The organism is Streptomyces gamaensis (assembly GCF_042656465.1).
GTDB lineage: Bacteria > Actinomycetota > Actinomycetes > Streptomycetales > Streptomycetaceae > Streptomyces > Streptomyces gamaensis.
Genome location: NZ_JBHSPB010000001.1, coordinates 135,211 through 147,264 on the forward strand (window position 1 = coordinate 135,211; position 12,054 = coordinate 147,264).

Sequence of the window (12,054 nt, forward strand, 5' to 3'; positions counted from 1 at the left end):
GACCAGATGATCCCCAACCAGTGGTATCCGATCCTTGAGACGAAGGAGGTCGGCAACGACAAGCCCGTCGGCGTCCGCCGCATGGGCGAGAACCTGGTGCTCTGGCGCGACCTGGACGGCAACCTCGTGTGCCAGGGCGCCCGTTGCCCGCACAAGGGCGCCAATCTGGGCGACGGCCGGATGAAGGGCAACACGATCGAGTGCCCGTACCACGGTCTGCGCTACGGGACCGACGGTGCGTGCAAAGCCATACCGGCGCTGGGCACCGGGGCTCGAATACCGGCCTCGCTCCGGGTACCTGTTCACCCCGTGCGCGAGGCACACGGACTCGTGTGGCTGTGGTGGGGCGATCAGCGGGCCGAACTCCCCGACGTCCAGATCGCCCCCGAGGTGGCCGACAACCCCCTCCTCCACTGGACGATGCACTGGCCGCGCCCCGTCCACTACACGCGCTACATCGAAAGCGTCCTGGAGTTCTACCACATCACGTTCGTCCACCGTGATCACTGGTTCAACTACATCGACTACGCGCTGCTGTACGGCACGCCCCGCAAGTTCGGACTCGACGGCCGGGAGCGCTATCTGTCCGCGACCAAGGTCGCCAACTCCCGCTTCGAGACCGACGGCCAGACCCTGCGCTACTCCTTCGACGGCCAGGACGAGAACGACCCGGCCAACTCCAGCCACTACGACGTGACCTTCACCTTCCCGTGCCAAGTGCACATCAAGAACGACCAGTTCGAAGTGACGTCCTGGCTCTCGCCCATCGACGAGCACAACACCGAGCACATCCTGCGCTGGTACGAGTACCCGAACGCCAAACCGTTCCTGCGTTCCCCGAGCCTGCGGCTGCTGCTGCCCCGCCTCTCCCTCTACATGGAGAAGTGGATCCAGGACATCCAGGACGTACGCGTCATGGAGGGCCAGGAGCCCAAGGTCACCGGCCGGGGCGTGAACAAGTTCATCCAGGTCGACGAGTTGAACGCGAAGTACGTGGCCATGCGGGACCGTCTGATCCAGGAGGCGCGTGCCGGTGCCGCCGCCCCGGCGGCCGCGGAGAGGACACCGGTGGCGCCGAGCGCCGCGGGGGTGCCCGGCGTACTGCCCGGCGGCCGGGCAGCGGCGCCCGCCGAACCGAAGCCCCGGCGGGGCGGCGGCAAGGGGACGGCGGTGACGGCCGTACGGAAGACCGGCTGAGCCGGACCGCGGACGGCACCGGTCACGCGGTGAACCGGTGCCAACCGGGAAAACCAGTGGGAAAACCAGAAGGCCCCTGCTCGACGCAGGGGCCTTCGCCGGTGTCCGAGGGGGGACTTGAACCCCCACGCCCGATAAAGGGCACTAGCACCTCAAGCTAGCGCGTCTGCCATTCCGCCACCCGGACAAGGTGTCTGCCGTTCGTTCCCGGCTCGTTCGCCGTTCCCTTCCGACGAGGAAAACAATACCAAACATCGGACCGTGCTCGATCACCTGCTCGTGTGCCTCCCGGAGGGGCCGGGAGGGCCCGCCGGGACTGTGACGTGCGGATGTCGGCGGTATTGCGGCCTTGGGCCGGGGAGGCCGGAGAGGGAGGATGGCCGGAGACCACCCCCGCGGGCCGCCGCGATCCGGCCGTCCCCGGGGGCAGTGAACCGAAGGAGGCAGCGTGAGCGAGTCGAAGCCGGCCGGTACGGGGACAGGCGGCCGGGGCGCCGAGGACGAGGTCGTCGACCTCTGCCGGGATCTCATCCGGATCGACACCAGCAACTACGGCGACCACTCCGGCCCCGGGGAACGCGCCGCCGCCGAGTACGTGGCGGAGAAGCTCGCCGAGGTCGGGCTCGAACCGGAGATCTTCGAGTCCCACCCGGGACGGGCCTCGACCGTGGCCCGCATCGAGGGCACCGACCCCTCCCGGCCCGCGCTCCTCATCCACGGCCACACCGACGTCGTCCCGGCGAACGCCGACGACTGGACGCACCACCCCTTCGCCGGCGAGATCGCCGACGGCTGCCTGTGGGGACGCGGCGCGGTGGACATGAAGGACATGGACGCCATGACGCTCGCCGTCGTCCGCGACCGGCTGCGCACCGGCCGCAGGCCCTCGCGCGACATCGTGCTCGCCTTCCTCGCCGACGAGGAGGCCGGCGGCACCTACGGCGCCCGCCATCTCGTGGACCACCACCCCGGGCTCTTCGAGGGCGTCACCGAGGCCATCGGCGAGGTCGGCGGCTTCTCCTTCACCGTCAACGAGAACCTGCGCCTCTACCTGGTCGAGACCGCCCAGAAGGGCATGCACTGGATGCGGCTCACCGTCGAGGGGACGGCGGGCCACGGCTCGATGACCAACAAGGACAACGCGATCACCGAGCTGTGCGAGGCCGTCGCCCGGCTCGGCCGGCACGAGTTCCCGGTCCGGGTCACCAAGACCGTACGGTCCTTCCTCGACGAGCTCTCCGACGCCCTCGGCACCCCGCTCGACCCCGAGGACATGGAGACCACCCTCGTCAAGCTCGGCGGCATCGCCAAGATGATCGGCACCACGCTGCGCAACACCGCCGCCCCGACCATGCTCGGCGCCGGCTACAAGGTCAACGTGATCCCCGGGCAGGCCGTCGCGCACGTCGACGGCCGCTTCCTGCCCGGCCACGAGCAGGAGTTCCTCGCCGACCTCGACCGCATCCTCGGCCCCCGCGTCAAGCGCGAGGACGTGCACGCCGACAAGGCGCTGGAGACGAGCTTCGACGGCGAGCTCGTCGAGGCCATGCAGACCGCGCTGCGCGCCGAGGACCCGATCGCCCGCGCCGTGCCGTACATGCTCTCCGGCGGCACCGACGCGAAGTCCTTCGACGACCTCGGCATCCGCTGCTTCGGCTTCGCCCCGCTGCGGCTGCCGCCGGAGCTCGATTTCGCCGGAATGTTCCACGGCGTGGACGAACGTGTGCCCACCGAGGGGCTGAAGTTCGGCGTACGGGTGCTCGACAGATTCCTCGATCGGGCGTGAACCTTCGTAAATCCGTGCCGAGTTAACCGTAAAGTGTGAGAACTCCGATGGTTGCGTAGCCCGATTACCTCCTCGTCGTTACAGGTGTGCGGTCCGCGGCTGGGACCGCATTGCCAACAAGGAGGATCAATGATCAAGAGGGTTGTCGCCGCCACCGCTGTCACCGGCGGTCTCGTGCTCGCGGGCGCGGGTATGGCCGCCGCCAGCGGCGGAGCTCAGGGCGCGGCCGTGAACGACCCTGGCGTGGTCTCGGGCAACGTCGTCCAGGTTCCCGTCTCGGTCGACACCAACGCGTGCGGGAACACCGTCAACGTCGTGGGAGTTCTCAACCCCGCTGCCGGCAACACCTGCATCAACAAGTGATGTTGTTCTCCTCTTCGTGAGGGTATGAACCACGGCGGCTCCGGAGTGCGTGCCACGGACTCCGGAGCCGCCGGGCTTCGTCACCAGCGCAATTCACGGAACCGCCGGGAATTCGCGCGAATTCCGCAGGATGCAGAAGGCAGAAGGGCAGAACTCATGCGACAGGCAACGAAGAAGGGCCTGCTCACCGCGGCCGCCGCGACCGGCATGCTCGCGATGACGGGCGGAATGGCCCACGCGGACTCCGGAGCCCAGGGTGCCGCCACGGGCAGCCCCGGGGTGCTCTCGGGCAATGTCGTGCAGGCACCGGTCCACGTTCCGGTGAACGCGTGCGGCAACACCGTCAACGTCGTGGGGGCGATGAACTCCGCGACGGGCAACCACTGCCACAACGGCGGCGAGGGCACGGGCCGGCACCGCAAGGGTGACCACCAGGGCCACGAGGGGCACGGCGGGCACCACTCCGGCGCGGCCCGCGGCGAGGCCGCCGGATCCCCCGGCGTGGTCTCGGGCAATGTCGTCCAGGCGCCGGTGACCGTTCCGGTCAACGCGTGCGGCAACAGCATCAACGTCGCGGGTGTCGGCAACAGCGCCCACGACAACGACTGCGTCAACCAGGGCGACCACGGGCGCGATACCGGCGAGCACCACGCCCACAAGCCCCCGCACCAGCCCCCCGGTCACGAGAACCCGCCGTGCGACGACGACCACCACCACGGTCACCAGCCGCCGGCCGGTCACGACCACGACCGCACCCCGCCGGCCCACCACAACCCCGGTGACCACCAGCCGGGCACGCACACCCCGGGCGAGGGCGAGACCTCCGGCGAGCACCGGCCGCAGGCCCCGCACACCCCGCTGACCCCGGCGCACCACCACGTCCCGGGCACGGCGGTCAAGTCCGCGCACGCCCCGGCCGTGGAGGCCGCCGCCGAGGCCCCGCAGCACCACGCCGCCCAGCTCGCGCACACCGGTGCGGGCGAGCTCGGCATGGCCGGCGCAGCCAGCGCCGCGATGCTGCTCGGCGGCGCGGCCCTGTACCGCCGCGCGCGGGCGGGCCAGAACTGAACCCGGGCGCGAGGCCGGGAAGTTCACGGCGGAGCGCCCAGGAACAGCGACCGGCACCACCACGGAGCGGGCCCCCGCGATCGCGGGGGCCCGCTCCGTGGCGTGTCACCAGGTGGCACGCACCTGGCGGATGATGCGGCGGCGGAGCCGCACCCGGCGGCTGCCGTCGGGATACAGGCGCAGTCGGTCCAACTCCCAGTGTCCGTACTCGGCATGATCGGTCAGCAGGCGTGTGGCCGCGCCCCGGGAGACCCCCCGTGGAACGTACACATCACAGAATTCGTATTCCGGCATCGCATCTATTGTGCGGGAACGGGCCCGGTGCGGATAGCGTCTGCACTATGTCTGATGCTGCGCAGCCAACTGCTGCCGAGGTACGCGCCGCCGCCGAGGCGGTCAAAGCCGCGCTGGACCGCCACCTCGATGCCGTCGAACGCCGGTCGGGGGAGGACGACCCGGCCGTCTACGCCGCGTTCAACGAGCTGGCCGCGACAGCCGAGGCGTACGACGAACTGCTCTACGACGCCTACGACGAGGTCACGCCCTTCGAGATCCCCGCCGACGAGTCCTTGCCCGCCTACGCCGGACCGGAGGAGCCCAGCGCCCTGAGCGTGCTCATCCGCCGGGACTACGCGGTGGTCGAACCACAGCGTCTGCTCGCCCAGGCCCAGCGCGTCGCCGACCTCGACCCGGACCTGGACCCCGACACGGGCGTCCAGGGCAGCGGGGGCGGAGCGGGCAGCAGTGTGCACGCCGCGCTCGGTGTCCTCTTCGGCGAGTACGAACCGGACGAGATCGCCTCCCGCCACAAGGAGTTCGGCCTGGAGGAGGGCGACTCGACCCTGTGGGTCGCCGCGGCCGACGACCTCGCGGAACCGGGGGAGTGGCTGAGCGCCCCCTTCGACCAGGCCGATCCGCAGCGGGTCGTCTGCCGGTTCGACGTCAGCGCGGTCTTCGACGAGGAGATGGACCTCGACGACGGCGCCGACGACAGCGACGACGGGGATGACACCGACGACGGCGATGACGTCGGGGCCGGTGCCGACGACGGGGACGACCCGGACTCGGGGCCGGTGGTCCGCAGCGTGAGGCGGTAGGCCCGGCCGCGCACGGCTGCGCCGCCGACGGGCGGCGCAGCCGACGTCACGGGCCGGCCTTTCGGTTCGGTCCGCTTCAGCCCGTGAACGCCTCGTGCTCGCGCAGCAGCGCGCGCAGGCGGGTGGCGCGCTCCTGGGCGGGCACCTCGGCGACCGCCCGGGGCAGCGCCGTGCCCGCGCCGTGCACCACGGACAGATGCCGCTCGGCGCGGCCGAACGCCGTATAGACCCACGAGCGCGTCAGCGTCCGCCCCGCGTCGCCCGGCAGCACCACCACGGCCGCCGGCCAGCGCGCACCGGCCGCCTGATGCGCGGTGACCGCCCAGCCGTGGCGCACCGTCGCCCCCACCCGCTCGCGCGGGACGAGCACGGGCGTGCCCCCGCAGTCCAGGCGCAGCCCTTCCGCGTCCGCCGAGACGACCGTGCCGGGCAGGCTGCGGCCCGGGGCCGGGCCGTACACGACGCGGTCGCCCGGATCGAAGCCCGCGAAGCGGCCCGGCCCCGGGTTCAGCCGCTGCTTGAGGGCCGCGTTGAGCGCGCGGGTGCCGGCCGGGCCGCCGTGGCCCACAGTGATCACCTGGGTGTGCTCGGCCGGTACGCCGATCGCGCGCGGAACGGAGTCCGCGACGAGCTGCACCGCGCGGTGCACCGCCTCCCCGGCCTCGCGCACCGGGACGACGACGACCTCCTTGCCGGGGGTACCGGCCTGGTCCAGCTCGCCGACGCCGATGCCGGAGACCAGCTCGCCGATCGGGCCCTCGTCGGGCGTGCGGGAGACGACGGCCGGGCAGATCCGGGCCGCGACGACGTCCGCGAACACCCGGCCCGGGCCCGCCGACCCCAGCACGCCCGGGTCGCCGCCGAGCACCAGCCGACTGCCGTCCGCCAGCGACTCGACGAGCAGCGCCGCCGTCTCGACGTCGAGCTGCGGAGCGTCCAGGACGGCCAGCACGTCGAGCGCGAGGGCGCCGTCGGCGTCGCGGCCCGGGCCCTCCACGCCGGACAGCAGCCCGGCGACCGTGACCGCTTCCGTCTCGCCGAGCTCCGCGAGCCGCCGCCTGCCGTCCTCGGCGTGGACGGCGGCGCAGGCACGCAGACCCAGGGAGCGGGCGGCCGCGACGAGCGCGACGGCCTCGGCGCGGGCGGCCTCGCCCCCGCTGTGGGTGACGAGCCCGGCGCCGGCGGCGGCCCGGATCAGCTCGGCGGCGGACGGGGAGGGGGCGCCCTCGGCGGCCGCCGCCCAGTCGGCGGCCGAACCGGCCCCGGGCGCGGGGCCGTTCGCGAGGCCGTTCGCGAGCCGGGCCAGGCCGTCGGCGAGGCTCTCCTCGGCCATCGCCCAGCGCTCCAGGCCCAGCAGCAGCCGCACCGGCGCCCCGGTCTCCTCCGCCTCGCCCGTGCCGTCCGCGCCGCCGTCCGCGCCGCCGCGCGGGCCGCCGGGCGGCTCCACGGTCTCCTGGAACACCAGCGCCGCGCCCTCCTCGACCGCGCCGCGCAGGGCCTCCTCGGGATCGGGCACCGCGTGCTCGGCCAGGGCGGCGCACAGCTGCGGGAACTCCCGCACCGTGTGCCCTTCGAGCGCGGCGCGCTCCAGCAGCCGCACCGTCAGCGCCCGCACCCGCCGCTCGTCACCGGCACCGCACTGCCCCCCGAGGAGGGCCCGGGCGAAGCCGTCGGCCTGCTCGGGGCGCACCCCGGGGACGGCCAGCAGCTGCCAGGGGTCCTCGCGCAGCAGCGCGGCGGCCTGCTCGCCGAGGGCCCCGGCGACGGAGCCGGCCAGCTCCTCGGGGGCACCGCCGGCGGCGAGCGTCTGCCGCACTCCGGCGAGCCCTTCCGCGTCGATACGCGGCGCGGTCCGCGCGGCCGCCGCGGGCACGGTCACGGCCACCGGCGCGGCCGGGGCCCGCTCCGCCGTCCGGACAGCCGCGGGAGCCGCGGCGGCGGCCGGCCGCCGCGCTGCCCGCGCCCCGGCCTTCGGCTCGTTGAAGAAGGAGTCCGCCGACCGCTCCCCGCTCTCGACGGCCCGCACGGCGGCGAGCAGCGCCTCGGCGACGGGATCGCGCGGTCCGCCCTCCGGTCGGGGGGAGTCCGGGCCCGCGCCGACGCCGTCCCGGTCTGCGCCCGGTGCTCCGGCCGGCTCTTGCGCCACGGGATCGCGCGGCGCGGCGCCGTCGCCCTCCGGTCGGGGGGAGTCCGGGCCCGCGCCGACGCCGTCCCGGTCCGCGCCCGGTGCTCCGGCCGGCTCTTGCGCCGCCGCGGGTGCCCCGTCGGCCGGGGCCTCGCCCGGCACCCGCGCGTCCTGCGGCGGAGCCGGCCGCGCGTCACCGCCCGGTGCCGGGCCGGCCTCCGCCGGGCCCGGGGGCGGCGCGGACGCCGCCGGGTCGTCCTGCGGGGCGCGGTCCTCCACAGGCGCCTCGCCGGTGGGGCGGTTGTCGGTCACAGGGTGCTCCAGTCCTGATCGGGGTAGCGGTGCACGGGCGCCGAGACGTCGTCGAGCGCCCTGCGGATCTCGTCAGGAAGGGTAAGGGCCTCCACTGACAGCGCCGCCCTGAGCTGGTGCGCGGTGCGCGCGCCCACGATGGGCGCGGCCACGCCCGGCCGGTCGCGGACCCAGGCCAGGGCCACCTTCAGCGTGGTCGTGGCGAGCCCGTCCGCCGCCGTGGCGACGGCGTCGACGATGTGGCCCGCCGTCGCGTCGAGGTACGGGGCGACGAACGGGGCCAGCTGCTCCGAGGCGCCCCGGGAGTCCGCCGGGGTCGCGTGCCGGTACTTGCCGGTGAGGACCCCGCGGCCCAGCGGGGAGGACGGCAGCAGCCCGACGCCCAGGTCGAGCGCGGCGGGCAGCACCTCGCGCTCGACGCCGCGCTGCAGCAGTGAGTACTCCATCTGCGTCGAGGCCAGGCGCGTCCGTACGCCCGGCGCGGCCAGCTGCCAGGTGGCGGCCTTGGCGAGCTGCCAGCCGCTGAAGTTGGAGACGCCCGCGTAGCGGGCCCGGCCGCTGGCGACGGCGAGGTCGAGGGCCTGCAGGGTCTCCTCCAGCGGCGTGTGCGGGTCGAAGGCGTGCACCTGCCACAGGTCGACGTGGTCGGTGCCCAGCCGCCGCAGCGAGGCGTCGAGCGCCGGGAGCAGATGCCCGCGCGAGCCGTCGAAGCGCCGGTCCGCGTAGGGGACGCTGCCCGACTTCGTCGCCACGACCAGCTCGGAGCGCGGCACCAGACCGTCCATCAGCCGGCCGAGGAGCACCTCCGCGCCGCCGTCCGCGTAGACGTCGGCGGTGTCGACGAGGGTGCCGCCCGCCTCCCGGAAGGTCTTGAGCTGCTCGGCGGCCTCCGCCTCGCCGGTGTCCCGGCCCCACGTGAGCGTGCCCAGCCCGATCCGGGACACCCGCAGGCCCGTACGGCCCAGATGCCTGAGTTCCATGAGCGCTGAGGGTACTGGCCGCGCAGCTCTCCGTGGTGACCTGTGGATCGTGGCCTGTGGACAACCGACCGGTGACGCGGCCGCGTTCGCGCGCTAGAGTCCCCGCACAGTGACGTTACTGATCAGTAAGGGGTGTGGCATGCGGCTCGGAATCAACCTCGGCTACTGGGGCGCCGGAATGGACGCGGACAACCTCGCGGTCGCCCGTGAGGCCGACCGCCTCGGCTACGCGGTCTGCTGGGCCGCCGAGGCCTACGGCTCGGACGCGGCCACCGTGCTCGCCTGGGTCGCGGCACAGACCGAGCGGATCGACGTCGGCTCGGCCATCTTCCAGATCCCGGCCCGTACGCCCGCGATGACGGCGATGACCGCGGCGACCCTCGACTCGCTCTCCGGCGGCCGCTTCCGGCTGGGCCTGGGCGTCTCCGGACCGCAGGTCTCCGAGGGCTGGTACGGGGTGAAGTTCGACAAACCGCTCGCCCGCACCCGCGAGTACGTCGAGATCGTCCGCAAGGCGATGTCCCGGGAACGCCTCACCCACGAGGGCGAGCACTGGACGCTGCCGCTGCCCGGCGGCCCCGGCAAGCCCATCAAGCTCACCGTGCACCCGGTGCGCCCGCACATCCCGCTCTACATCGCCGCCATCGGCCCGAAGAACCTGGAGCAGACCGGCGAGATCGCCGACGGCGCCCTGGTCATCTTCTTCGCCCCCGAGCACGCCGAGGCCACCACGCTCGCCCCGCTGCGCGCCGGCCGCGCGAAGGCAGGCAAGGAACTGGAGGGCTTCGACCTCGTGCCGACCGTCCCCATGGCCGTCGGCGACGACGTCAAGGCCCTCGCCGACAACTTCCGCCCGTACACGGCCCTTTACGTCGGCGGCATGGGCAGCGCCAAGCAGAACTTCTACAACAAGCTTGCGCAGCGCATGGGTTACGAGCAGGCGGCCGCCGAGATCCAGGAGAAGTACCTCGCCGGCGACAAGCAGGGCGCCGCCGCGGCCGTACCGCACGAACTGATCGACTCCACCACGCTGCTGGGCCCCGTCGAGCGCATCGCCGACCGTATGCAGGCCTACGCCGAGGCCGGGGTCACCACGCTCTCGCTGTCCCCGGCGGGCCTCACCCTGGACGAGCGGATCGCGAGCCTGCGCGCGGGCGTCGAGGCCCTGGAGCGGGCCGGGCTCGCCTGACGGCCGGGAGGGGGAGGGGGATCGGCGGCCGTGGTGGGGGCTCGGGGTGGTCTTCCCCGCCACGGCCGACACCCAGCACAACGCCCGTACGGTGTCATGGTTACGCGCCCGGGCCCGCGACGCGGCGGGTCCGGGCCACCGGTGGTGTCCCGCGTTCGGCCGAGCCCCGACCGCCCGCTGTTGCCGCCCGCCGCGCCCGGCCTTTGACTGCTGTTGTGCGCACACCGCGCACGTGCGCGCATCATGCCGTGAGCGGAGGTGGCAGCCGTGCTGTCGGCCAGAAGTCTGTTCCAGGAGATCCTCGACAACGACGAGGCGTACCGGCTGTTCTGCTCGATCGCCGCGAGCGGCGAGGCCCAGGGAGGCTGGGAGAACGGCCGTATCGCGGCCCTCGTCCCCGCAGGACAGCGCGCCCTCGCCCCCAAGATCGCCCGGCACGGCGCGGACGAGGACAAGCACGGCCGCATCTTCCACGCCCTGCTGCGCAAACGCGGTCTCGACCCGGTGCCCGTGCCCCCGGAGACCGACTACACCATGCTCCTGGAGCGGCGCGGCATCGGTCTGGCCCACACCCTGCTGCGCGGCGACGCCCCGCTCACCGAACGGGACATCGTCGTCTACCTCGCCCACAGCAGAATCACCGAGCAGCGTGCCGTGGACCAGATGCGCATGCTCACCGCGCACTTCGCCGAACACCCCGAGATCGGCAGGGCGATCGTGATGATCTCGCGCGACGAGGACAACCACCTCGCCTACTGCCACGAGGAACTCCTGCGCCTGGCCCGCGCCGGACACGCCCGTACCATCCACGCCGAACTGCGCCGCACCGTCCACGGCGAGAACCGCGTCCACCGCGACGTGAGCCTGGCCGTCATGGCCCGCATGGCCCGCATCCTGGGCTGGTCCCGCGCCAAGTCGCGCGTGCTGGCACTGGCGATCCGCGCGGCCTACGTCTACGAGCGGACGCTCGGCCGGCACCGCATGGTCACCCTGCGCATGCCCCGCAACCGCAACGCCCTGGGCGGACCGGCCAGTTCCGCACCGGAGTTCGCCGGCTCCGCCCCGTGAGCCGTGCCGTGCGGGGCGGCCACCGTTTCCTGACGGCCGGACAGTGTCCGTATCCCGCACGGGCCTTGACGTCCGGCGCGAGCGTCCCCGCACCGGGGACGTAGGCTGGCGGCCATGCCCACGCTGATCCTGGTCCGGCACGGCCGGTCCACCGCCAACACCGGGGGAGTGCTCGCCGGCTGGACCCCCGGCGTCACCCTGGACGAGCGCGGCACCGAACAGGCCGCCGCCCTCCCCGACCGGCTCGCACCACTGCCGCTGGCCGCCGCCGTCAGCAGCCCGCTGCAGCGCTGCCGCGACACCCTCGCACCGCTGCTCGCGGCCCGCCCGCGGCTGCCGCTGTACACCGAGGAACGGATCGGCGAGTGCCACTACGGCGACTGGTCGGGACGCAAGCTCGCCGAACTCGCCGAGGACCCGCTGATGGCCGTCGTCCAGCAGCACCCCTCCGCCGCCGTCTTCCCCGGCGGCGAGTCCCTGCGCGCCATGCAGGCCCGTGCCGTGGACGCCGTCCGCGAGTGGAACGAACGCGTCGAGCGCGAGCACGGCCCCGACGCCTGCTACCTGATGTGCTCGCACGGCGACCTCGTCAAGGCCGTCGTCGCCGACGCCCTGGGCCTGCACCTGGACCTCTTCCAGCGCCTGACCGTCGACCCCTGCTCGGTCACCGCGATCCGCTACACCCGGCTGCGCCCGTACCTGCTGCGCCTGGGCGACACGGGCGACCTCGCCGCACTCGCCCCCGCCCCCGCCGACCGGGGCGAACAGGCCGACGGGGCAGGCGGGACGGACACGGCGCGGGCCGCGCGCGACGGCGTCGTGGGAGGCGGGGCGGGAACACCGTGATCGCCGCGCGCAGTAGTGTGGGT

At 73.6% G+C, this 12,054-nt stretch carries 11 protein-coding genes and 1 tRNA gene; 8 read left to right on the forward strand and 4 right to left on the reverse strand.

Features of this window, described 5'->3' with window-relative positions:
* Positions 1-6: 6 nt before the first annotated feature.
* A complete protein-coding gene (locus ACFP1Z_RS00545; RefSeq protein WP_390313634.1) occupies positions 7-1,197 on the forward strand; it encodes a Rieske 2Fe-2S domain-containing protein in 1,191 nt (396 codons plus the stop codon).
* A 102-nt stretch (positions 1,198-1,299) separates the two neighbouring features.
* Here the strand turns inward: ACFP1Z_RS00545 and ACFP1Z_RS00550 are convergent.
* Positions 1,300-1,384: transfer RNA gene (locus tag ACFP1Z_RS00550), tRNA-Leu, on the reverse strand.
* Between the two features lie 261 nt (positions 1,385-1,645).
* Between ACFP1Z_RS00550 and ACFP1Z_RS00555 the strand changes: the two genes are divergently transcribed.
* The 3 genes from ACFP1Z_RS00555 (at position 1,646) to ACFP1Z_RS00565 (ending at position 4,414) form a co-directional block, all read left to right on the forward strand.
* Positions 1,646-2,983, forward strand: coding sequence for a M20/M25/M40 family metallo-hydrolase (locus tag ACFP1Z_RS00555; RefSeq protein ID WP_390313635.1), 1,338 nt, complete (start codon positions 1,646-1,648; stop codon positions 2,981-2,983).
* A 129-nt stretch (positions 2,984-3,112) separates the two neighbouring features.
* Positions 3,113-3,346 carry a chaplin gene (locus tag ACFP1Z_RS00560; protein WP_390313636.1) on the forward strand — a complete coding sequence of 78 codons (234 nt, stop codon included), beginning with the start codon at positions 3,113-3,115 and terminating at the stop codon, positions 3,344-3,346.
* A gap of 156 nt (positions 3,347-3,502) precedes the next feature.
* Entirely contained in the window at positions 3,503-4,414 is a 912-nt protein-coding gene (locus ACFP1Z_RS00565; RefSeq protein ID WP_390313637.1) for a chaplin, read from the forward strand.
* 105 nt (positions 4,415-4,519) lie between these two features.
* On the opposite strand, the gene ACFP1Z_RS00570 is transcribed toward ACFP1Z_RS00565, so the two are convergent.
* Positions 4,520-4,708 (reverse strand): DUF5703 family protein, encoded by a 189-nt coding sequence (locus ACFP1Z_RS00570; protein WP_106678739.1) that lies wholly within the window; start codon positions 4,706-4,708, stop codon positions 4,520-4,522.
* Positions 4,709-4,755: 47 nt separating this feature from the next.
* On the opposite strand from ACFP1Z_RS00570, the gene ACFP1Z_RS00575 reads away from it, so the two are divergent.
* Positions 4,756-5,511 carry a hypothetical protein gene (locus tag ACFP1Z_RS00575; protein WP_390313638.1) on the forward strand — a complete coding sequence of 252 codons (756 nt, stop codon included), beginning with the start codon at positions 4,756-4,758 and terminating at the stop codon, positions 5,509-5,511.
* Positions 5,512-5,587: 76 nt separating this feature from the next.
* Here the strand turns inward: ACFP1Z_RS00575 and ACFP1Z_RS00580 are convergent, their stop codons facing one another.
* Positions 5,588-7,948: a helix-hairpin-helix domain-containing protein gene (locus ACFP1Z_RS00580; RefSeq protein WP_390313639.1), complete on the reverse strand. Its 2,361-nt coding sequence runs from the start codon at positions 7,946-7,948 to the stop codon at positions 5,588-5,590.
* Complete coding sequence (locus ACFP1Z_RS00585) at positions 7,945-8,928, reverse strand: aldo/keto reductase (protein ID WP_390313640.1); 984 nt, start codon at positions 8,926-8,928, stop codon at positions 7,945-7,947. Before ACFP1Z_RS00585 ends, ACFP1Z_RS00580 begins: the two co-directional genes overlap by 4 nt.
* Before the next feature lie 139 nt (positions 8,929-9,067).
* Between ACFP1Z_RS00585 and ACFP1Z_RS00590 the strand changes: the two genes are divergently transcribed.
* The 3 genes from ACFP1Z_RS00590 (at position 9,068) to ACFP1Z_RS00600 (ending at position 12,031) form a co-directional block, all read left to right on the forward strand.
* Complete coding sequence (locus tag ACFP1Z_RS00590; RefSeq protein WP_390313641.1) at positions 9,068-10,117, forward strand: LLM class F420-dependent oxidoreductase; 1,050 nt, start codon at positions 9,068-9,070, stop codon at positions 10,115-10,117.
* Between the two features lie 267 nt (positions 10,118-10,384).
* Positions 10,385-11,185, forward strand: coding sequence for a ferritin-like domain-containing protein (locus ACFP1Z_RS00595; protein ID WP_390313642.1), 801 nt, complete (start codon positions 10,385-10,387; stop codon positions 11,183-11,185).
* Between the two features lie 114 nt (positions 11,186-11,299).
* Positions 11,300-12,031: a histidine phosphatase family protein gene (locus tag ACFP1Z_RS00600; RefSeq protein ID WP_390313643.1), complete on the forward strand. Its 732-nt coding sequence runs from the start codon at positions 11,300-11,302 to the stop codon at positions 12,029-12,031.
* The last annotated feature ends 23 nt before the right edge of the window (positions 12,032-12,054 follow it).